Annotated in this window: 19 protein-coding genes and 1 riboswitch; of the genes, 11 read left to right on the forward strand and 8 right to left on the reverse strand. The window is 69.6% G+C overall.

What is annotated here, in order from left to right:
- Positions 1 to 69: 69 nt before the first annotated feature.
- Positions 70 to 279 (reverse strand): hypothetical protein, encoded by a 210-nt coding sequence (locus tag QIT00_RS30155; protein WP_282538610.1) that lies wholly within the window; start codon positions 277 to 279, stop codon positions 70 to 72.
- 138 nt (positions 280 to 417) lie between these two features.
- On the opposite strand from QIT00_RS30155, the gene QIT00_RS30160 reads away from it, so the two are divergent.
- Complete coding sequence (locus QIT00_RS30160; RefSeq protein WP_282538611.1) at positions 418 to 1,392, forward strand: carbohydrate kinase family protein; 975 nt, start codon at positions 418 to 420, stop codon at positions 1,390 to 1,392.
- Between the two features lie 32 nt (positions 1,393 to 1,424).
- On the opposite strand, the gene QIT00_RS30165 is transcribed toward QIT00_RS30160, so the two are convergent.
- Positions 1,425 to 2,804 (reverse strand): cysteine desulfurase/sulfurtransferase TusA family protein, encoded by a 1,380-nt coding sequence (locus QIT00_RS30165; protein ID WP_282538612.1) that lies wholly within the window; start codon positions 2,802 to 2,804, stop codon positions 1,425 to 1,427.
- A 353-nt stretch (positions 2,805 to 3,157) separates the two neighbouring features.
- Here QIT00_RS30165 and ctaC point away from each other — a divergent pair, with 353 nt between their 5' ends.
- From ctaC to QIT00_RS30185, 4 genes are all read left to right on the forward strand, one after another.
- Positions 3,158 to 4,117: an aa3-type cytochrome oxidase subunit II gene (gene ctaC / locus QIT00_RS30170; protein ID WP_282538613.1), complete on the forward strand. Its 960-nt coding sequence runs from the start codon at positions 3,158 to 3,160 to the stop codon at positions 4,115 to 4,117.
- The gene (gene ctaD, locus QIT00_RS30175) at positions 4,114 to 5,853 is read left to right on the forward strand and encodes an aa3-type cytochrome oxidase subunit I (protein ID WP_282538614.1); all 1,740 of its coding nucleotides are present in this window, start codon (positions 4,114 to 4,116) and stop codon (positions 5,851 to 5,853) included. The genes ctaC and ctaD overlap by 4 nt, the downstream gene beginning before the upstream one ends.
- Complete coding sequence (locus QIT00_RS30180) at positions 5,850 to 6,248, forward strand: cytochrome c oxidase subunit 4 (RefSeq protein ID WP_282538615.1); 399 nt, start codon at positions 5,850 to 5,852, stop codon at positions 6,246 to 6,248. The genes ctaD and QIT00_RS30180 overlap by 4 nt, the downstream gene beginning before the upstream one ends.
- A 138-nt stretch (positions 6,249 to 6,386) precedes the next feature.
- Positions 6,387 to 7,634, forward strand: a complete 1,248-nt coding sequence (locus QIT00_RS30185) for a L,D-transpeptidase (RefSeq protein WP_282538616.1) — start codon at positions 6,387 to 6,389, stop codon at positions 7,632 to 7,634.
- An 85-nt stretch (positions 7,635 to 7,719) separates the two neighbouring features.
- Here QIT00_RS30185 and QIT00_RS30190 read toward each other — a convergent pair whose 3' ends face one another.
- A complete protein-coding gene (locus QIT00_RS30190; protein ID WP_282538617.1) occupies positions 7,720 to 8,121 on the reverse strand; it encodes a DNA-binding transcriptional response regulator in 402 nt (133 codons plus the stop codon).
- A gap of 210 nt (positions 8,122 to 8,331) precedes the next feature.
- Between QIT00_RS30190 and ctaE the strand changes: the two genes are divergently transcribed.
- The 6 genes from ctaE (at position 8,332) to QIT00_RS30220 (ending at position 15,475) form a co-directional block, all read left to right on the forward strand.
- Entirely contained in the window at positions 8,332 to 8,931 is a 600-nt protein-coding gene (gene ctaE, locus QIT00_RS30195; protein WP_282538618.1) for an aa3-type cytochrome oxidase subunit III, read from the forward strand.
- Positions 8,932 to 9,015: 84 nt separating this feature from the next.
- Positions 9,016 to 9,825, forward strand: coding sequence for a cytochrome bc1 complex diheme cytochrome c subunit (qcrC, locus tag QIT00_RS30200; protein ID WP_282538619.1), 810 nt, complete (start codon positions 9,016 to 9,018; stop codon positions 9,823 to 9,825).
- The gene (gene qcrA, locus QIT00_RS30205; protein WP_282538620.1) at positions 9,822 to 10,880 is read left to right on the forward strand and encodes a cytochrome bc1 complex Rieske iron-sulfur subunit; all 1,059 of its coding nucleotides are present in this window, start codon (positions 9,822 to 9,824) and stop codon (positions 10,878 to 10,880) included. Before qcrC ends, qcrA begins: the two co-directional genes overlap by 4 nt.
- The gene (qcrB, locus tag QIT00_RS30210; RefSeq protein ID WP_282538621.1) at positions 10,877 to 12,502 is read left to right on the forward strand and encodes a cytochrome bc1 complex cytochrome b subunit; all 1,626 of its coding nucleotides are present in this window, start codon (positions 10,877 to 10,879) and stop codon (positions 12,500 to 12,502) included. The genes qcrA and qcrB overlap by 4 nt, the downstream gene beginning before the upstream one ends.
- 129 nt (positions 12,503 to 12,631) lie before the next feature.
- Positions 12,632 to 13,699 (forward strand): anthranilate phosphoribosyltransferase, encoded by a 1,068-nt coding sequence (trpD, locus tag QIT00_RS30215; protein ID WP_282538622.1) that lies wholly within the window; start codon positions 12,632 to 12,634, stop codon positions 13,697 to 13,699.
- Positions 13,700 to 13,784: 85 nt separating this feature from the next.
- Positions 13,785 to 13,902, forward strand: a riboswitch (SAM riboswitch).
- A gap of 196 nt (positions 13,903 to 14,098) precedes the next feature.
- A complete protein-coding gene (locus QIT00_RS30220) occupies positions 14,099 to 15,475 on the forward strand; it encodes an aminotransferase class V-fold PLP-dependent enzyme (protein ID WP_282538623.1) in 1,377 nt (458 codons plus the stop codon).
- 169 nt (positions 15,476 to 15,644) lie between these two features.
- Here QIT00_RS30220 and QIT00_RS30225 read toward each other — a convergent pair whose 3' ends face one another.
- The 5 genes from QIT00_RS30225 to QIT00_RS30245 form a co-directional block, all read right to left on the reverse strand.
- Complete coding sequence (locus QIT00_RS30225) at positions 15,645 to 16,793, reverse strand: glycerate kinase family protein (protein WP_282538651.1); 1,149 nt, start codon at positions 16,791 to 16,793, stop codon at positions 15,645 to 15,647.
- A 32-nt stretch (positions 16,794 to 16,825) separates the two neighbouring features.
- Entirely contained in the window at positions 16,826 to 18,244 is a 1,419-nt protein-coding gene (locus tag QIT00_RS30230) for an SLC13 family permease (RefSeq protein WP_282538624.1), read from the reverse strand.
- A gap of 89 nt (positions 18,245 to 18,333) precedes the next feature.
- Positions 18,334 to 18,999, reverse strand: a complete 666-nt coding sequence (locus QIT00_RS30235; RefSeq protein WP_282538625.1) for a response regulator transcription factor — start codon at positions 18,997 to 18,999, stop codon at positions 18,334 to 18,336.
- Entirely contained in the window at positions 18,996 to 20,453 is a 1,458-nt protein-coding gene (locus QIT00_RS30240) for a sensor histidine kinase (protein WP_282538626.1), read from the reverse strand. Before QIT00_RS30240 ends, QIT00_RS30235 begins: the two co-directional genes overlap by 4 nt.
- A complete protein-coding gene (locus QIT00_RS30245) occupies positions 20,440 to 20,787 on the reverse strand; it encodes a small secreted hydrophilic protein (RefSeq protein WP_282538627.1) in 348 nt (115 codons plus the stop codon). Before QIT00_RS30245 ends, QIT00_RS30240 begins: the two co-directional genes overlap by 14 nt.
- Positions 20,788 to 20,815 lie beyond the last annotated feature (28 nt).

Genomic DNA, 20,815 nt, shown 5'->3' on the forward strand with positions numbered 1-20,815 from the left:
GGGGCGACTGTCGGTGGGACGGGCCTCGGGGGCGCACGGTTCCCGCTCGCGCCGGTCAGCTCGCGCCGGTCAGGCCGGCCGGTCGCCGTAGTCGGACATCGCGTCCAGGAGCCGGGCCGACGTCCCCGGCACGACCACGCCGTGGATGCTGGCCGGGGAGACGGGCTGCGGCCTGGCCTCGTGCGCCGCCGTCCAGTGCGGAGCCATCCGGGCGCAGTCACCCCGCAGTTGCTTCAGCGTGAGCTCGGACTGATCCGGCATGGCGGTGTGCTTCGACATATACGCACCGTACGCACGCGGAACCCCGCAGAAAAAGGTCTACTATCGGGTAGTTTTGGCGGTTCAGGGAAGGGGTGTCGACCCGATAGCGTGAACTGTCAATCTCCACCGCAGCCTCTCCCGCAGGAGACATACGCCGTGCGTATCGCAGTCACCGGCTCCATCGCCACCGACCACCTCATGACCTTCCCCGGCCGATTCGCCGACCAACTGGTCGCGGATCAGCTGCACACGGTCTCCCTCTCCTTCCTGGTCGACAACCTCGACGTACGCAGGGGAGGCGTGGGCGCCAACATCTGCTTCGGCATGGGGCAGCTCGGCACCCGCCCGATCCTGGTCGGGGCCGCGGGTTCCGACTTCGAGGAGTACCGCGCCTGGCTCGACCGGCACGGCGTCGACACCGACTCCGTACGCATCTCCGAAGTCCTGCACACCGCCCGCTTCGTGTGCACCACGGACGCCGACCACAACCAGATCGGCTCCTTCTACACCGGAGCCATGAGCGAGGCCCGCCTCATCGAGCTGCACTCCGTCGCCGAGCGCGTCGGGGGCCTCGACCTCGTCCTGATCGGCGCCGACGACCCCGAGGCGATGCTCCGCCACACCGAGGAGTGCCGCACCCGCTCCATCCCGTTCGCCGCGGACTTCTCGCAGCAGATCGCCCGCATGGGCGGCGACGAGATCCGCAACCTCATGGACGGCGCGACGTACCTCTTCTCCAACGAGTACGAGAAGGGCCTCATCGAGTCCAAGACCGGCTGGACCGACGAGGAGATCCTCGCCCGCGTCGGCCACCGCGTGACCACCCTCGGCGCCCGCGGCGTGCGCATCGAGCGCGCCGGCGCGGACCCCGTCGAGGTCGGCGTCCCCGAGGAGGACTCGAAGGTCGACCCGACCGGCGTCGGCGACGCCTTCCGGGCCGGCTTCCTCTCCGGCCTGTCCTGGGGCGTCGGCCTGGAGCGCGCCGCCCAGGTCGGCTGCATGCTCGCCACCCTGGTCATCGAGACCCTCGGCACCCAGGAGTACACCCTGCGCCGCGCCCACTTCATGGACCGCTTCACCAAGGCGTACGGCCACGAGGCCGCCGCCGAGGTCCAGGAGCACCTGGTCTGACCCGGACCCGGTGAGTCGGCCCCGAACGTGACTCAGGAGACCCGGCGGACCGTATAAGCCGTACCGCGGTCCGCCGGCTCCTCGCTCACGAACTCCTGCTCCTGCATATGGCACCAGGCCCGGATGTCGAGCCCGGCCGCGCCGTCGTCCGAGAGCACCGTGACCGTGCCGCCCACCGGCACGTCACCGATGACCTTGCCCAGCTCGATCACCGGGATCGGACACAGCTTTCCGAGCACATCGAGGACGAGCGACTCGCCCGGGACCACGGCAGGTCTCGCCACCGGAGCCCCCAGCTTCTCCCGCACCGCCGCCACCGCCTCCGGCAGCGCCGCCAGGAACCGCTCCACGTCCTCCGCCCCTGTGCCGACCGGCAGCGACACCCGTACGTTGCCCTCGCTCAGCACTCCCATCGCCCGGAGCACATGGCTCGGCGTCAGCGTGGAGCTCGTGCACGAGGAGCCCGACGACACCGAGAAGCCCGCCAGGTCCAGCTCGTGCAGAAGCGCCTCACCGTCGACATACAGACAGGAGAAGGTGACCAGATGCGGCAGCCGCCGCTCCGGATCGCCCACCACCTCCACATCCGGCACAAGCTCCGGCACCCGCGCCCTGATCCGCTCCGTCAACTCCCGCAGCCGCGCGGCCTCCTGAGCCGCCTCGGCGTGCACGGCCCGCAGCGAGGCCGCCGCCGCGACGATCCCCGGCAGATTCTCGAAGCCCGGCGCCCGCCCGGACTCCCGCTCGTCCGAGGGCCCTTGAGCGGCGAACCGCACCCCCTTCCGTACGACAAGGAGCCCGACTCCGGGCGGCCCGCCCCATTTGTGCGCACTCGCCGCAAGGGCCGACCAGTCGCCCCCGACCGGCCCCCACGGCAGCGACTGCGCGGCGTCCACCAGAAGCGGCACCCCGGTCGCCCGGCACGCCTGCGCCACCTCCTCCACCGGCTGCACGGTCCCCACCTCGTGGTTGGCGGACTGCAGACAGGCGAGCGCCGACTCCGGACCGAGGGCCCCGGCGAACTCCGCCGCGTCCACCCGCCCGGCACGCCCCACCGGGACCCGCACCGTCGTACCGCCCTGCTCCTCGTGTGCCGTCGCCGCGTGCAGTACGGAGGAGTGCTCCACGGTCGAGACCACCAGCTGCCGGCCCGCCCGGCGGCGGCCCGCGAGCGCGCCCGCGACGCCCGAGTGCACCGCCCGCGTCCCCGAAGGAGTGAAGACCAGCTCGTCCGGCCGGCACCCGACGGCCTCGGCCACGGCCTCGCGCGCGGCGTCGAGCAGCAGCCGGGCCCGCCGGCCCTCGCGGTAGAGCCGGGCCGGGTCGGCCCAGCCCTCGTCGAGAGCGGCGAGCAACGCCTGTCGGGCGACGGGGTGCAGGGGGGCGGACGATGCTGCGTCGAAGTAGGGCACGTCGTCACGCTACCCGGCTTACGGGGGACTCCAGGAGCCCTGTGGATAACTCCCTCACGTACCGTCGGAAGGGTTCGTTCCGGGGCCTTCGCCGACTGGCTGTCGGTATCTCTGGAGGGGGCGTCAGTTGCCCTTTCACGTGCGGTGTTGGGCCTCGGCAGAGGGGTTCCGGCCACCCCTTCGGGTCGTGCGGCGGCGCGTTGGGCACCCTCCCCGCGCGACCCCAAATAGCGTCCAGTAGGGTTTGGTCCGCATAAACATCCAAACCCCTGCCCGTACAGGGACCGGAGCCCGACCGACAGCATCACCGGCCGAGCCCGGCCGAGCGGGCGAGACTCTCGGGAAGGCGCTACGTGAGTCCCAACGGCTCCGACCGCTCGTCGCGGCGCCCGATGCGGCGGAAGCTGCCGCAGGTGCTGACTGCGGGCCTGGTCCTGGCGACCGCGACCGGTTGCACATACAAGGACTTCCCTCGGCTTGGAATGCCCACGCCCGTCACGGAAGAGGCTCCTCGGATCCTCTCCCTGTGGCAGGGCTCGTGGGCCGCGGCGCTCGCCACCGGCGTGCTCGTGTGGGGCCTGATCCTGTGGAGCGTTGTCTTCCACCGGCGCAGCCGCACCAAGGTCGAGGTTCCTCCGCAGACCCGGTACAACATGCCCATCGAGGCGCTGTACACCGTGGTTCCGCTCATCATCGTTTCGGTGCTCTTCTACTTCACCGCACGCGATGAATCGAAGCTCCTCGCACTCTCCGACAAGCCGAAGCACACCGTGAACGTGGTGGGCTTCCAGTGGAGCTGGGGCTTCAACTACATCGAGAACGTCCCCGGTTCCGACGGCGACGCCAAGGGCGACGAGAACCTCGCGGCGATTCCGGACAAGTTCCAGAAGGACTTCCCGGAGAACGCCGGCGGTGTCTACAACGTCGGTACGCCCGGCACCCGGAACCCGCAGAACGGCAACCCGGGCCCGACCCTGTGGCTGCCGAAGGGCGAGAAGGTCCGCTTCATTCTGACTTCGCGTGACGTCATCCACTCCTTCTGGGTGGTGCCGTTCCTGATGAAGCAGGACGTCATTCCGGGCCACACCAACACCTTCGAGGTGACCCCCAACAAGGAGGGCACCTTCATGGGCAAGTGCGCCGAGCTCTGCGGCGTCGACCACTCCCGGATGCTGTTCAACGTCAAGGTCGTCTCCCCGGAGCGCTACCAGCAGCACCTGAAGGAGCTGGCCGAGAAGGGGCAGACCGGCTACATCCCGTCCGGCATCGAGCAGACGGACCCGGCCAGGAATGCGGAGAAGAACCAACTGTGAGCATCCTCAATGAACCCCAGGGTGCTGCCGCAGCTGATGAAGACTCGTACGAAAACGAGCTCCCGGTTCGGCGCAGGCAGCCCGGCAACGTGGTCGTGAAGTGGCTGACCACCACCGACCACAAGACGATCGGCACGCTTTACCTGGTCACGTCGTTCGCGTTCTTCTGCATCGGCGGTCTGATGGCGCTCTTCATGCGCGCCGAACTGGCCCGTCCCGGCACGCAGATCATGTCGAACGAGCAGTTCAACCAGGCGTTCACGATGCACGGCACGATCATGCTGCTGATGTTCGCGACGCCGCTGTTCGCCGGATTCGCCAACTGGATCATGCCGCTGCAGATCGGCGCGCCCGACGTGGCGTTCCCGCGGCTGAACATGTTCGCGTACTGGCTGTACCTCTTCGGCTCGCTGATCGCGGTGGGCGGATTCCTCACGCCGCAGGGCGCGGCCGACTTCGGCTGGTTCGCCTACTCCCCGCTGTCGGACGCGGTCCGTTCGCCGGGCATCGGTGCCGACATGTGGATCATGGGTCTGGCCTTCTCCGGCTTCGGCACGATCCTCGGTTCGGTCAACTTCATCACCACGATCATCTGCATGCGTGCCCCCGGCATGACGATGTTCCGGATGCCGATCTTCACCTGGAACGTGCTGCTGACCGCCGTCCTGGTCCTGCTGGCCTTCCCGGTCCTGGCGGCCGCGCTGTTCGCCCTGGAGGCGGACCGCAAATTCGGTGCGCATATCTTCGACGCGGCCAATGGCGGCGCCTTGTTGTGGCAACACCTCTTCTGGTTCTTCGGACACCCAGAGGTGTACATCATCGCCCTGCCATTCTTCGGAATCATTTCCGAGGTCATCCCGGTCTTCTCCCGTAAGCCGATGTTCGGTTACATGGGCCTGATCGGTGCGACCATCGCGATCGCCGGTCTTTCCGTGACGGTGTGGGCGCACCACATGTACGTCACCGGTGGCGTGCTCCTACCGTTCTTCTCCTTCATGACGTTCCTCATCGCCGTGCCAACCGGCGTGAAGTTCTTCAACTGGATCGGAACGATGTGGAAGGGGTCCTTGAGTTTCGAGACCCCGATGCTCTGGGCCGTCGGCTTCCTGATCACCTTCACCTTCGGTGGTCTGACCGGCGTCATCCTGGCCTCGCCGCCGATGGACTTCCACGTCTCGGACTCGTACTTCGTGGTCGCGCACTTCCACTACGTCGTCTTCGGAACCGTGGTCTTCGCGATGTTCTCCGGATTCCACTTCTGGTGGCCGAAGATGACCGGCAAGATGCTCGACGAGCGGCTCGGCAAGATCACTTTCTGGACGCTGTTCGTGGGCTTCCACGGCACGTTCCTGGTGCAGCACTGGCTCGGTGCCGAGGGCATGCCGCGGCGTTACGCGGACTACCTCGCGGCCGACGGCTTCACCGCTCTGAACACGCTCTCGACCATTTCCTCGTTCGTGCTCGGCCTGTCGATCCTGCCGTTCTTCTACAACATCTGGAAGACGGCCAAGTACGGCAAGAAGATCGAGGTCGACGACCCCTGGGGCTACGGCCGTTCGCTCGAGTGGGCCACGTCCTGCCCGCCGCCGCGGCACAACTTCCTCACCCTGCCGCGGATCCGCTCCGAATCCCCGGCGTTCGACCTGCACCACCCTGAGATCGCGGCGCTCGAGCAGCTCGGTCACGGCGGCGACGCGGACAAGGCGCTCGCGGGCGGCAAGGAGGCCGGCAAGTGAAGATCCAGGGCAAGATGTTCATCTGGCTGAGCGTCTTCGTCCTCGCCATGGCGATCGTCTATGGCGTGTGGTCGAAGGAGCCGGCCGGTACCACGGCGCTCTTCCTGGCCTTCGGGCTCTGCGTGATGATCGGCTACTACCTGGCCTTCACGGCCCGGCGGGTCGACGCCATGGCGCAGGACAACAAGGAGGCCGATGTCGCGGACGAGGCCGGCGAGGTGGGCTTCTTCAGCCCGCACAGCTGGCAGCCGCTCTCCCTGGCCGTCGGTGGCGCGCTCGCCTTCATGGGCGTCGTGTTCGGCTGGTGGCTGCTGTACTTCTCCGCTCCGCTGATCCTGGTCGGTCTGTGGGGCTGGGTGTACGAGTACTACCGCGGCGAGAACCAGAACCAGTGAGCCGTTAGCACGGAGCACCGCAAGAGGGGCCCGGACACTCCGCAAGGAGCGTCCGGGCCCCTCTTGTGCAGCAACCCACGGCCCCCCGTATGGACCACTCGGCGCGCCGCCGCTGACGAATCTTCATAGCGTGTGGTCATGAGCAACTCACCGCGCATCACCACGGTTATGAGCTGCACAGTGCTGGTCGTCGCGCTCGGCGCGGGAGCGACCGCGTGCGGCAGCTCCGACAGTCATCCGCTCTCGGCGAAGCCCTACGACGCGGCCGGCCAGATCGCCTTCAACGGGCCCGACGGCGGTACGAAGAAGGCGGATCCGGAGAAGCCCCTGGAGGTGACCGCCCAGGGCGAGGAGGGGCGTATCACGGACGTCACGGCCACCGACTCGCTCGGCCGTTACGTCGCGGGCGAACTCTCCGCCGACGGCACCCGCTGGCACAGCACGAGCCCGCTCGCGGCCGGCGTGCACTACACGGTGAAGGTCAGCACGGAGGACAAGGAAGGGGCGCCCGGAAGCAAGCTCCTCAGCTTCGACACGGACACCCCCAAGAAGAAGCTCCTGAAGGTCGAGTTCGGCCCGGAGAAGGGCACGTACGGCGTCGGACAGCCCGTCACCGCGAAGCTCAGCAAGGCCGTCAAGGGCAAGCAGGCCAGGTCGATCGTCGAACGCGCCCTGACCGTCCGCTCGGTGCCCGCGGCCGAGGGCTCCTGGCACTGGGTCGACAGCAAGACGCTGCACTACCGCCCGAAGGAGTACTGGCCCACCAAGGCCACCGTCGAGGTCCGCTCCAACCTGGAGGGCATCAAGGTCAGCGACAGCCTGTGGGGCACCGACACCAAGCCCGTGAAGTTCCAGACGGGCGACCGAGTCGAGGCCGTAGTGGACGCCGGCTCGCACTACATGACGGTCTACCGCAACGGCGAGGAGATCAACTCCGTGCCGGTCACCGCCGGCAGGCCCGGCTACTCCACGCGCAACGGCGTCAAGGTCGTCCTCGGCCAGGAGTACGTGGTCCGCATGACCAGCGCCAGCATCGGCGCCTCGGACTTCTACGACAAGATGGTGTACTACGCGACCCGCGTGACCGACACCGGCGAGTATCTGCACGCCGCGCCCTGGTCCGCCGGCTCGCACGGCTACGCCAACACCAGCCACGGCTGCGTGGGCATGAGCACCGGCAACGCCGCCTGGCTGTTCGAGACTCTGCGCCAGGGCGACATCGTCAAGACGATCAACAGCTACGGCGAGGACATGCCCACCTTCGGCAACGGCCTCGGCGACTGGAACATGGACTGGAAGGACTGGCGCAAGGGCAGCGTGCTCCTCGCCGACACCCGCGAGGGCCAGACCCCGGTCGACGCGGCCCGCCTGCGCCCGCAGGTCTGAACCGCCCGGAATGCCCGACACCCCTGCGCCGTACGGCCGTCGGCGCGTACGAGGCAGGGGTGGCGGTCGGAGCGGGGGAGCGGCCTCAGGCGGTCGCGGTCGGGCGGCGGCGCAGCAGGGCGGCCAGGGAGTCCGCGAACTCGACCGGGTCCACGGGCAGCGTCACCGCCGCCTCCGCACGGCTCCACGTGGCCAGCCAGGCGTCCTGAGGGCGGCCGATGAGCAGCAGCACCGGCGGGGCCTGGAAGACCTCGTCCTTGATCTGCCGGCACACGCCCATGCCGCCCGCGGGCACCGCCTCGCCGTCCAGGACGCAGACGTCCACACCGCCGCCCTGCAGTTCCTTGAGGACCGCGGCCTGTGTCGCGCACTCGATGAACTCGACCCGGGGAACGTCCGCGGCCGGCCTGCGTCCCGTCGCCAACCGCACTTGCTCGCGGGTGTTCGCGTTGTCGCTGTAGACCAGGACCGTGGCGGTCGACTTCATGGTTGCTCCGCTTCGTCGAGGTGCAGGGCCCGGCCGGTCGACTCGGGGCCGATGCGCGGATGCTACTCCGTCCGACACCCTGTCAACACCGGTACGAACAGGCCGCTGATGGGCCATCCGGGCTGGACATGGGCGGGGAACACTCCGAACGGCACCCCCCGGAGTGAGGGCTGGATAAGCGACCGACATAATGTCGGCGTGGCGACAGCAATGACAGTAGACAAGGGGCACGCGCACCCGCCGGTCAATCGACCGAACCTCACCAGCGTCGGAACCATCATCTGGTTGAGTTCCGAGCTGATGTTCTTCGCGGCCCTCTTCGCGATGTACTTCACCCTTCGTTCGGTCACGGGTGCCGAACACTGGAAGGAAATGGCCTCGGCCCTGAACTTCCCCTTCTCGGCGACGAACACCACGATCCTGGTGCTCTCCTCGCTCACCTGCCAGCTCGGCGTCTTCGCCGCCGAGCGCGGTGATGTGAAGAAGCTCCGGTCCTGGTTCATCGTGACCTTCATCATGGGCGCGATCTTCATCGGCGGTCAGGTCTTCGAGTACACCGAGCTGGTCAAGCACGAGGGCCTCTCGCTCTCGTCCGACCCGTACGGCTCGGTGTTCTACCTGACCACCGGCTTCCACGGTCTGCACGTGACGGGCGGTCTGATCGCCTTCCTGCTGGTTCTCGGCAGGACGTACGCGGCCAAGAGGTTCACTCACGAGCAGGCAACCTCCGCCATCGTCGTGTCCTACTACTGGCACTTCGTCGATGTCGTCTGGATCGGCCTCTTCGCCACGATCTACATGATCAAGTAACCGGGCCCGGGTCCGAACGACGGACCCGCCGTCCATCACATTCCAGAAGCATCGACGCAGAAGATCCTGACACCGGGGTAATCCGTGAAAAAGCTCTCCGCACGACGACGCCATCCACTGGCGGCGGTCGTCGTCCTACTCCTCGCGCTGGCGGCCACCGGGGGGCTGTACGCCGCGTTCGCACCCGCGGACAAGGCGCAGGCCGATGAAACCGCCCAGTCCCTCGCCATCGACGAGGGCAAGAAGCTCTACGCCGTCGGCTGCGCCAGCTGCCACGGCACCGGCGGTCAGGGCACTTCCGACGGCCCGAGCCTCGTGGGCGTCGGCGCCGCGGCGGTGGACTTCCAGGTGGGCACCGGCCGTATGCCGGCCCAGCAGCCCGGCGCCCAGGTGCCGAAGAAGAAGAACATCTACAACCAGGCCGAGATCGACCAGCTCGCCGCGTACGTGGCTTCGCTCGGTGCCGGTCCCGCGGTGCCGACCGACAAGCAGTACAACCCCGAGGGTGCCGACATCGGCAAGGGTGGCGAACTGTTCCGCAGCAACTGCGCGCAGTGCCACAACTTCACCGGTGAGGGTGGCGCCCTGACACACGGCAAGTTCGCGCCGAGCCTTGAGGGCGTGTCTCCGAAGCACATCTACGAGGCCATGCAGACCGGCCCGCAGAACATGCCGTCCTTCCCCGACACGACGATGCCGGAGAAGGAGAAGAAGGACATCATCGCGTACATCGACGCGGTCAACGGTGACGAGACCCCCAGCCCGGGCGGACTCAGTCTGGGCGGCCTCGGCCCCGTCAGCGAGGGTCTGTTCGCCTGGATCTTCGGTCTCGGCGTGATGATCGCGGTCGCCGTGTGGGTAGCCGCCCGGACCGCAAAGGCCAAGAAGTCATGAGTAGCCAAGACATTCCAGAAGAGAACCTGCCGAGCGAGCAGGACGCTGCCGGGCACACCCTGCAGAAGACCGCGGACGAGCACCCGTTCGCGGACCCGGGTCTGCCCCCGCACGAGCACCGGGTCCAGGACGTCGACGAGCGGGCCGCCAAGAGCTCCGAGCGTACGGTCGCCCTGCTGTTCACGATCTCGATGCTCGCCACGATCGGCTTCATCGCCTCGTACGTGGCCTTCCCGGTCGAGAAGATCGTCTACATCTGGCCGATCGGGCACATCAGCGCGCTGAACTTCGCGCTGGGTGTCACTCTCGGCATCGCGCTCTTCTGTATCGGCGCGGGCGCGGTCCACTGGGCCCGCACCCTGATGTCCGACGTGGAGATCGTCGACGAGCGGCACGCGATCGAGGCCGAGCCCGAGGTCCGCGCCAAGGTCATGTCCGACTTCGCGGCAGGCGCCGAGGAGTCCGGCTTCGGTCGGCGCAAGCTGATCCGCAACACGATGTTCGGCGCCATGGCCCTCGTACCGCTCTCCGGCGTCATCCTGCTGCGTGACCTGGGGCCGCTGCCCGAGGACAAGCTGCGGCACACGCGCTGGGCACGGGGCAAGATGCTCGTGAACATGAACACGCACGAGCCGCTTCGTCCCGAGGACGTCGCCGTGGGTTCGCTGACCTTCGCCATGCCCGAGGGCATGTCGGAGCACGACCACGACTTCCAGACCGAGATCGCCAAGGCCGCCCTGATGATCGTCCGCATCCAGCCGGAGGACATCAAGGACAAGCGCGAGCTCGAGTGGTCGCACGAGGGCATCGTGGCCTACTCGAAGATCTGCACCCACGTGGGCTGCCCGATCTCCCTGTACGAGCAGCAGACGCACCACGCCCTCTGCCCGTGCCACCAGTCCACCTTCGACCTCTCCGACGGTGCCCGAGTGATCTTCGGCCCGGCCGGTCACGCCCTGCCGCAGCTGCGCATCGGTGTGAACGAGGAGGGCTACCTCGAGGCGCTCGGCGACTTCGAAGAGCCCGTCGGTCCTTCCTTCTGGGAGCGCGGATGAGCACCAACACAGACAGCAAGAGGAAGGCACCGGCCGGCGAGCGCGTAGCCGACTGGGCCGACGGCCGCCTTGGGATCTACTCCCTGGCCAAGGCCAACATGCGGAAGATCTTCCCGGACCACTGGTCCTTCATGCTGGGCGAGATCTGCCTCTACAGCTTCATCATCATCATCCTCACGGGTGTGTACCTGACGCTGTTCTTCCACCCGTCGATGAACGAGGTGGAGTACGCGGGCAGTTACGTCCCGCTGCAGGGTCAGCTGATGTCCGAGGCCTTCAACTCGACGATGCACATCAGCTTCGAGGTCCGCGGCGGTCTGCTGATCCGGCAGATCCACCACTGGGCCGCGCTGATCTTCGTCGCGGCGATGCTCGTGCACATGATGCGCGTCTTCTTCACCGGCGCGTTCCGCAAGCCGCGCGAGGTCAACTGGCTGTTCGGCTTCCTGCTGCTCGTACTCGGCATGTTCACCGGCTTCACCGGCTACTCGCTCCCGGACGACCTGCTGTCCGGTACGGGTGTCCGCTTCATGCAGGGCGCGATCCTGTCCGTCCCGATCGTCGGCACGTACCTGTCGATGTTCCTGTTCGGCGGTGAGTTCCCCGGCGGCGACTTCGTGGCCCGGTTCTACTCGGTGCACATCCTGCTGCTGCCCGGCATCATGATGGGCCTGCTCGTGGCCCACCTGATCCTGGTCTTCTACCACAAGCACACTCAGTTCGCGGGTCCCGGCCGGTCCAACAAGAACGTGGTCGGCATGCCGCTGCTCCCGGTCTACATGGCCAAGGCCGGTGGCTTCTTCTTCCTGGTCTTCGGTGTCATCGCCGTCGTCTCGGCGATCGCCACGATCAACCCGATCTGGGCGATCGGCCCGTACCGGCCGGATCAGGTGTCCACCGGTGCGCAGCCCGACTGGTACATGGGCTTCTCCGAAGGCCTGATCCGTGTGATGCCGGGCTGGGAGATCAACCTCTGGGGTCACACGCTCGTCCTGGGTGTGTTCATCCCGCTGGTGATCTTCCCGCTGGTCCTCGCGGCGATCGCGGTCTACCCGTTCATCGAGTCCTGGGTCACCGGCGACAAGCGCGAGCACCACATCCTGGACCGCCCGCGCAACGCGCCGACCCGTACGGCCTTCGGTGTCGCGTGGCTGACCTGGTACTTCGTCCTGCTCGTCGGTGGTGGAAACGACCTCTGGGCGACCCACTTCCACCTGTCGATCAACTCGATCACCTGGTTCGTCCGGATCGCGTTCTTCGTCGCTCCCGTCCTCGCGTTCGTCATCACCAAGCGGATCTGCCTGGGTCTGCAGCGGCGCGACAAGGAGAAGGTGCTGCACGGGCGCGAGTCCGGCATCATCAAGCGCCTGCCGCACGGCGAGTTCATCGAGGTGCACGAGCCGCTCAACCAGGAGCAGCTGCACACCCTCACCGCGCACGAGCAGTACAAGCCGTTCGAGCTCGGCCCCGAGGTCGACGAGCACGGCGTCAGGCGCAAGCTGTCGCGCGGCGAGAAGCTCCGGGCCAAGCTCTCCAAGGGCTACTACGGGGAGGACAACCAGATCCCCAAGCCCACGGCGGACGAGTACAAGGAGATCACCAGCGGCCACGGCCACCACTGATCCCCGCCAGCTGTAGCTGAACGCCACGGCGAGAGCCCCGTCCATTCAACGGACGGGGCTCTTTGCCGTCCCCGGGCTTGGCTAGGCTGGGCCCACACCCATCACGTACGTACGAGACCAGGAGTAGCCATGAGTAGCGCTACGACCCCCGCTGGAGGCGACCACGCGGCGGGCCGTACCTGGCCCGACGTACTGAACGGACTGCTCGAAGGGCGTGACCAGAGCGCCGACGACACCGCGTGGGCGATGGACCGCATCATGCGCGGTGAGGCGACCGACGCGCAGATCGCCGGGTTCGCGGTGGCGCTGCGGGCCAAGGGCGAGACCGTGGAGGAGATCTCCGGTCTCGTACGCACCATGTACGAGCACGCCAACACCATCGAGGTGCCGGGCCCCAGCGTCGACATCGTCGGTACGGGTGGGGACGGAGCCAAGACCGTCAACATCTCCACGATGTCCGCGATCGTGGTGGCCGGCACCGGCACCAAGGTCGTCAAGCACGGCAACCGGGCGGCCTCCAGCGCGAGCGGTGCCTCGGATGTCCTGGAGAAGCTCGGGGTCAACCTGGAGCTGACGCCGCAGCGCGTCGCCGAGGTGGCAGGCGAGGCGGGCATCACCTTCTGCTTCGCCGTGAAGTTCCACCCCGCGCTGCGCCATGTGGCCGCCGCGCGCAAGGAGTTGGGGATCCGGACGACCTTCAACTTCCTGGGTCCGCTGACCAACCCGGCGCACGTCAAGGCACAGGCCACCGGGGTCGCCGACGCGCGGATGGCGCCCATCGTCGCCGGAGTGCTCGCCCAGCGCGGCTCCAGCGCCCTGGTGTTCCGCGGGGACGACGGCCTGGACGAGCTCACCACCACCGCCACCTCGCGGGTGTGGATCGTGCGGGACGGGAGCGTGCGCGAGGAGGCCTTCGACCCTCGGGACGTCGGGATCGACCTGGTGCCCGTGGAGGCGCTGCGGGGCGCGGACGCGTCGTACAACGCCGATGTGGCGCGGCGGCTGCTGAGCGGCGAGACCGGGCCCGTACGGGACGCCGTGCTGCTCAACGCCGCGGCGGCGCTCGTGGCGCTTGAGCCGGACGAGGCGCCGCTGGTCGAGCAGATCAGGGCCGCGATGGCCAAGGCGGCCGAGTCCGTCGACTCCGGGGGCGCGAAGCAGGCACTCGACCGCTGGGTGGCCGCCAGCAACTCCTGAACCACCGAGCGGTGTGACGCGAGGCGCAGTCCGGATTCTGGACTGCGCCTTGCGCGTGCTCGATCTTCTGGCAAGATGCTCGTCAGGTCATGAGTGACAGCGATCGAGGCCCCGGCCCGCTGTCCGGCAACCCTCCGTCCGTGGCGGGGTGCCCCGGGTGAAGACCAGGCCGCAGGCAGCGAGGTCTGCGGCAAGCGCGGACCCCTGCACACCCTGGGGTCCTGGTCCTCAAGGGAGCAGTCTCGTGAGCAAGCGAATGCGATAGGGCGCCAAGCCCCTTCCCGCGTAATCACTTTTTCTTTCCTCACTCCCGCGTCGTCGACGCGTCCTCGTACACCTGTGTGTGCTCGGACCTGCGTCCGGCGCGGTGAATTCGCCTGCCTCTTACGGGAGTTCGCCATGTCTGTCGCCACCTCTGCCGCCGCCGACCAGTCCCTCTGTTCCCCGCTGCCCGTCCTCGGCCGGGACGTCACCGTCCCGCTGGTGACCGGCGGCGAAGTGACCTACGCGGCCCTCGACTACGCCGCCAGCGCGCCCGCCCTGCAGCGCGTCTGGGACGACGTGGCCGCGTACGCCCCGTACTACGGCAGCGTGCACCGCGGCGCCGGGTACCTCTCGCAGCTCTCCACCGACCTGTTCGAGAACGCGCGCCGCACCGTCGAGGAGTTCCTCGACTGCCGCGAGGACGACCAGTTGGTCTTCACCCGGTCCACCACCGACTCCCTGAACCTGCTCGCCGCCGCGCTGCCCGCCGACTGCCAGGTCTTCGTCTTCGAGACCGAGCACCACGCGTCGTTGCTTCCGTGGCGCGACGCGCGGGTCACGTACCTCAACGCGCCCCGTACGCCCGGTGAGGCCGTCAGCACCCTGGAGCGGGCGCTCGCCGACCGCGACCCGTACGGTCCGGCACTGGTGTGCGTCACCGGCGCCTCCAACGTGACTGGTGAGCTGTGGCCGGTGAAGGAGCTCGCCGCCGCCGCGCACGCGCACGGTGCCCGGATCGTGCTCGACGCCGCCCAGCTCGCGCCGCACCACCCGCTCTCCGTACGGGAGTTGGACGTCGACTGGGTCGCGTTCTCCGGGCACAAGCTGTACGCGCCGTTCGGCTCCGGTGTGCTCGCCGGGCGGGCCGACTGGCTGCAGGAGGCCGAGCCGTACCTCGCGGGCGGCGGCGCGTCGAAGGCCGTGGCCCGGCGTACGGACGGTGGCGTGGACGTGGAGTGGCACACCACCGCCGCGCGGCACGAGGCCGGTTCGCCGAACGTGATCGGCGCGTACTCCATCGCCTCCGCCTGCAAGGCGCTCACCGAGGCCGGGTTCGACTCGCTGGTGGCGCGCGAGCAGCAGCTGATCGGGCTGGTACGGGACGGGTTCGCCGAGGTGCCCGAGGTGAAGGTCCTCTCGCTGTTCGGCGACGACGCGCCGCGGGTGGGTGTGCTCTCGTTCGTCGTGGAGGGGTGGAACAGCTCGCACTTCGCGGCCGCGCTCTCCGCCGAGTACGGGATCGGCGTACGGGACGGCCTGTTCTGCGCCCACCCGCTGGTGCGGACCCTGCTCGGCAGCGACCCGCAGGAGCAGGGCGAGTGCGGTGCGCCGGAGGGCGCGCCCGGCGAGAAGTCGCTGAACGCGATCCGCGTGAGCTTCGGCGCGGGCACGCCGGACGAGCACGTGGAGCGGTTCGTGCGGGCCGTGCGGGAGCTGGTGCGGGTGGGGGCGCGGTGGGCGTACCGGACCGAGGGTGGGCGGTGCGTGCCGGACACGGGTTCGGCGTCCTAGGTTCCGTTGTCCGGCTCGTACCGTCGGCTCGGTTGCCGTGCCGGGGCTGCGCCCCAGGGCCCCCGTTTCGGGGGCTGCGCCCCCGGGCCCCGCATCGGGTTGTTCGTTCGGCGTTCCCGCCGTTGGGGCTGGGCGCGCAGTTCCCCGCGCCCCTTTCGGGGCACGCCCCTCACGCCACGAGCCGGGCTCCCAACAGCACCATCCTGAGCGCCCGTTCCGTCGCGTCCGTGAGGAACTCCGCGCCCCTGCCCAGCGCCTCCGGCAGGGACACCGGGGCCGGGAGGATCGAGCTGTACGCGTCCACGCCCGCCGCCCGGACCTGGTGGGCGCCCTCGCCGATCGTGCCCGCGAGGGCCAGGACCGGGCGGCCGGACTGCTTGGCGCGGCGGGCCACCTCGGCCGGGACCTTGCCGCGCGGGGTCTGGTGGTCGAGGGCGCCCTCGGCGGTGACGACCAGGTCGGCGCGGGCCAGCCGGGCGTCCAGGTCCAGGTGGTCGAGGAGGACGTCGAAGCGGGGGAGCAGGTGGGCGCCGAGTGCGGCCAGGCCCGCGCCGAGGCCGCCGGACGCGCCGGTGCCGGGCCCCTCGCGCAGGTCGGTCGCGGCGAGGTCGCGTTCCAGTACGTAGGCCCAGCGCTCCAGGGCCGCCGACAGCTCCTCCACCTGTGCGGGGCTCGCGCCCTTCTGCGGGCCGAAGACGCGGGCGACGCCGCGCTCCCCGCACAGCACGTTGAACGGGTTGCAGGCGACCTGGAGTTCGACGTCCTTCAGACGCGGGTCGAGTCCGGTCGGGTCGATGCGGTCGAGGCGGCTCAACTCGTTGCCCCCGCGCGGTAGTTCGTACCCCCGGGCGGTGAGCAGTCGGGCGCCGAGGGCTTGCAGGGCGCCGGCGCCGCCGTCCGACGTGCCGGAGTCGCCGCAGCCGACCAGGATGCGTCGTACGCCCGTGTCCAGGGCGGCGCGGATCAGCTCGCCGACGCCGTACGTGGTCGTGGCGCCCGGGTCGCGGAGGCTGCGCGGGACGAGGGAGAGACCCGCGACCGCGGCCATCTCGACCACCGCCGTGTCCCCGCCGAGCAGCGCGAAGTGCGTGCCGATCCGCTCGCCGACGGGGCCGGTGGCCGGTAGGGCGACGAGACGGCCGCCGGTGGCCGAGGCGAGCGCGGCCGCGGTGCCCTCACCGCCGTCGACCAGCGGGATCAGGTCGACCTCGGCGTGCGGGACGACGCGGCGCACCCCCGCGGCGATGGCCTCGGCGGCGGCCTGGGCGGACAGGGACTCCTTGAAGCCGCTGGGGGCTACGGCGATTCGGGTCAGCATCATCGTCCAACTCCTCGAAGAGTTCGGCAGGTTCAGGGGTCCAGGACCGGCACGCCGAGCAGCGGCCAGACGGAGAGCGCGAAGAGCAGGACGAGCGCTGCGGTCGCCGGGGCCAGGACGGCGGAGAGGCGCAGCAGGTCGCGCGGGGTGTACGTGGGTGTGTCCGGCAGCTCGGAGAAGAGCGTCACGGGCTTCGCCGAGGCGGGCAGCGTGTGGCAGAAGCCCGCGGCTGCCGTGGAGGCGAGCGCGGCGGCCACCGGGTTGACGCCCGCCCCGATCGCCGCCGCCACGACCAGCGGGACCAGGACCGACGAGCGGGCCGAGCGGGACTGCAGGATCAGGTGGGCGGCCGTGCTGAGCAGGATGACCACGGCGAGGAACAGCCACGGCGGCACCGCCACCGGCAGGCCCGAGACCAGCCACTTCGCCGCGCCCGAGTCGGCCAGGGCCACGCCCATCGCCATCGTCGCGGCCATGAAGAGCAGCAGCGCCCAGGGCACGGTCTTCAGGGCGTCCTTGAGGCGTACGGTGCCGAGCGCGGGGGAGGCCGCGACGACCGCGCCGATCAACGCGACCACTGCGGGCGGGACTTGGTGCAGCGGCTCGCTGCACCACAGCGTCACGACCGTGCCGAGCAGCAGCGCGCAGCGCGCCTCGGCGGAGGAGAGCGGGCCGGTGACCGGCTGCTCGCTGTGCTCCTGTATCTGGTCGGCGGTGATCCGGACCGGCCCGCGCCGGTCCGCCCGCCGGGTGGTCGTCAACAGGACGATCTCCGCCGCCAGATGGGACGAGGCGACGGCGAGCGGCAGGCCGAGCAGCAGCCACTGGGTGAAGCCGATCCGGTCACCGGTCGCCTCCCACAGGACCGACACGGTGATCAGGTGGGCGCCCGCGCCGATCAGTGTCGCGACCGCCGAGAGCAGGATCACGGTCGGGAAGAGCAGCGCCAGCATCACGACGAGCCGCTTGCGGTCGGAGAGGACCTTGGCGAGCGCCAGGAACACCGGCAGGGCGAGCGCGGCGCGTCCCGAGGTGGCCGGCACCGCGAAGGCGGTCACCACGAGCGCGGCGGTCGTCAGATGCGTCAACTGCCGCACGCTGCGCGCCCCGCTGACCAGAAACGCCGCCGCCCGCCCCGCGAGCCCCGTGCGCGCCACGGCCGCGGCGAGCACGAACGCGCAGATCAGCAGCCACACCGTCGCGTCGCCGAGCGTGCCGAAGAGGGTGTCGCTGCTGATCACCCCGGTCGCGGTGAGCGCAAGACCGGCGCCGAGCGCGATGTAGGTGTCGTCGATCGGGGTACCGATCCACGCGCACGTCGCCAGCGCGAACACGGCGAGGGTCAGGCGGGCGTCACCGTCGAGGCCGGGGAAGTTGGTGGGGACGAGCAGCAGCCCGCAGAGGGTCAGCGCCACGCAGAGGGTTGCCGCTTGCCGGAGGTTCACTGTCACGCTGCTCAGTCTTCGCGGCGGGCGTGAGCCTCCAATGAGCCGTGAATGAAGGAAACTTCACCGACCGCGCGGCGGCGCCTGAGAGCAGGTCACGGCCCCGGCAGCCGGTACCCCATCCCGCGTACGGTCTCCACCCGCTCGGCGCCGAGCTTCTTGCGCAGCGCGCGGACGTACACGTCCACGATGTTGGAGCCCGGGTCGAAGTCGTAACCCCAGACGTGGGACAGGATCTGTTCGCGGGCCAGGACCTGGCCGGGGTGGCGCAGGAACAGTTCGAGCAGCACGAACTCGCGGGCCGTGAGGTCCACCGTCCGTGACCCCGAACGGGCCCTGCGGGTCCGCAGATCCAGGCTCAGCTCCCCGCTGCGCAGCACCGTCACCTCGGGCGCGCGGGCCGCGGTGCGCAGGCGGAGCCGGACCCGGGCGAGCAGCTCCTCGAAGCGGAACGGCTTGGTCATCCAGTCGTCGGCGCCGCCTTCGAGACCGGCCACCGTGTCCCGTACGGAGTCGCGCGCGGTCAGCACGAGGACGGGGACCGTGACGCGGGCCTCGCGCAGCTGCCGCAGGACCGTGAAGCCGTCCCGGCCCGGCAGTCCGATGTCCAGGACGATCAGGTCGAAGCCGCCGGTCAGGGCGTAGTCGTAGGCCGCGTCGCCGTCGCCGACCACGGTGGTGGTGAAGCCGTTGGCGCGCAGGCCCTTCTCGATGAACGAGGCGATGCGGTCCTCGTCCTCGACGATCAGAATCCGGTTCACCGGTCTTCCTCCAGCGGCAGATCGAGTACGAAAGTGGCGCCCGCGTCCATGCCGCTCGGGGGGTCGAGCCGCACCCCGCCCCGGTGGCCCTCGGCGATGGCCCGCACGATGGACAGGCCGAGCCCGGCCCCGGTCGTACGGGCGCCGCGCCGGGCCGTGCCCCGCCGGAACCGGTCGAAGATCACCTCGGCGTCCTGGGGCTGCACGCCGGGTCCGGAGTCGGCGACGTACAGCTCGACGCGCCGGCCGCCGAGCCGCGAGCCGATGCGGATGGTCTGGCCCGCGGTGGTGTGCTGGACCGCGTTCTGGGCCAGCTGGACCATCGCCTGCGTGATCCGCTGGGCGTCCAACCCGGCCTCGCCGTCGGCCACTTCGGGCAGCTGCCAGTCGCGCTCGCCGAGGGTGCGGGCCTTGACGAAGACATCGGCGGTGAGCTCCGCGAGCTGTACCGGCGCGGGGGTCACGAAGTCCGGCCGCTCGGCCTTGGCGAGCAGCAGCAGGTCTTCGACGATCCGGCTCATCCGGTCGAGCTCGTCGGTGACCAGGCGGACGGTCTCCTCGCGCTCGGCTGCGCTCTCGGTGGCACCGCCCATCAGCTCCAGATGGCCGCGGACGATGGTGATCGGGGTGCGCAGCTCGTGCCCGGCGTCGTCGACGAACTCGCGCTGCGCGGCGAACGCCCGCTCCAGGCGGTCCAGCATCGCGTTGAACGTCTCGGCGAGCGCCGCCACGTCGTCGCGGCCCTGCACCGGGATGCGCTGGGTCAGATCCTGCTCGGTCAGCTGGGCGGCGGCGGCGCGGACCGTGCGTACCGGCTTGAGGATGCGGCCCGCGACGGCCCAGCCGATGCCCGTCGTCATCAGCAGGGCGACCCCCGAGATCGCGAGCATCAGGCGGAACACCTCGTCCACGCGGGCGAGTTCGTTCCCCGGGTGGAAGGCGACCACGAACGCGGCCTCGGGTTCGCCGCCGTGCCGGGCGACGCTCACCTTCGCCCAGCGGATCTCGCCCTCGGGACGGTGCAGGGTGCCGGTCGCCTCGTCGGTCTCGAAGATCGCGCGGCGGGCGGCGCCGTCCTTGTGCAGTGGACGCTCCACCGGGATCTCGCGCTGCTGCACGCGCTGGGCGGGGGAGAGGCCCTCGCGGGCGACCAGGCCGAGCAGCTCCTCGTCGTTGTCGGCGTACTGCCGTTCCAGGAAGACGTGGATCAGCCGGTCCGGGTCGGTGAACGGGCGGCCCGTCTCCGGGTCGAAGCCCTGCTCCTCGAAGTTGGTGAACTCGCTGGTCTCCTGGGCGAGCAGCCGCGCGATGCGGTGGTCGACGTCGCGGACCAGGACGGAGCGGGTGGTCATGGCGACGGCGGCGAGTGCCACGGCCATCACGACGAGCAGCCAGAGCAGGATCCTGACGCGCGCCGATATCCACCTCGCGGGCCCGGGTTCAGCCGTCGTCACGGTCTCCCGCACCACGCTCGGACTTGCCGTTCTTGCCGTTCTTGTCGGCGGAGTCGGCGGGGTCGTCGTCGGCGTCGTCCGCGCCGTCATCGTCGTCGTCCGTCGGGCCGTCGCTCACCGGCGGCCGGGAGACCACCTCGTCGCTGGGCGTCGGCTCCGGCTTCGGGGAGCCGGTACCCGAGCCGGACGGGGTCGGCGAACCGCTCTCCAGCTCCAGCTTGGGCGGCGCCTTGGGCGGCTCGGGGCTGTCGGTGAGGGCGTAGCTGGTCGCCGCGATGCCGAGCGGGATCGCGACGACCGCGGCGAGGGCCGCCATGCGGTGGGAGAAGGCCATGCGTCGAGCGTGCGGTACGGGGGGCGGC

The sequence above is a fragment of the Streptomyces luteolus genome (assembly GCF_029968015.1).
In the GTDB taxonomy this organism is placed as follows: Bacteria; Actinomycetota; Actinomycetes; order Streptomycetales; family Streptomycetaceae; genus Streptomyces; species Streptomyces luteolus.

Bases quoted from the DNA above. Each gene is read 5' to 3' on its own strand.
- trpD (WP_282538622.1), top strand. From the start codon at position 12,632: ATGAGTAGCGCTACGACCCCCGCTGGAGGCGACCACGCGGCGGGCCGT.
- QIT00_RS30155 (WP_282538610.1), bottom strand. From the start codon at position 279: ATGTCGAAGCACACCGCCATGCCGGATCAGTCCGAGCTCACGCTGAAG.
- qcrB (WP_282538621.1), top strand. From the start codon at position 10,877: ATGAGCACCAACACAGACAGCAAGAGGAAGGCACCGGCCGGCGAGCGC.
- QIT00_RS30220 (WP_282538623.1), top strand. From the start codon at position 14,099: ATGTCTGTCGCCACCTCTGCCGCCGCCGACCAGTCCCTCTGTTCCCCG.
- QIT00_RS30245 (WP_282538627.1), bottom strand. From the start codon at position 20,787: ATGGCCTTCTCCCACCGCATGGCGGCCCTCGCCGCGGTCGTCGCGATC.
- QIT00_RS30190 (WP_282538617.1), bottom strand. From the start codon at position 8,121: ATGAAGTCGACCGCCACGGTCCTGGTCTACAGCGACAACGCGAACACC.
- QIT00_RS30185 (WP_282538616.1), top strand. From the start codon at position 6,387: ATGAGCAACTCACCGCGCATCACCACGGTTATGAGCTGCACAGTGCTG.
- qcrA (WP_282538620.1), top strand. From the start codon at position 9,822: ATGAGTAGCCAAGACATTCCAGAAGAGAACCTGCCGAGCGAGCAGGAC.
- ctaE (WP_282538618.1), top strand. From the start codon at position 8,332: ATGACAGTAGACAAGGGGCACGCGCACCCGCCGGTCAATCGACCGAAC.
- QIT00_RS30225 (WP_282538651.1), bottom strand. From the start codon at position 16,793: ATGCTGACCCGAATCGCCGTAGCCCCCAGCGGCTTCAAGGAGTCCCTG.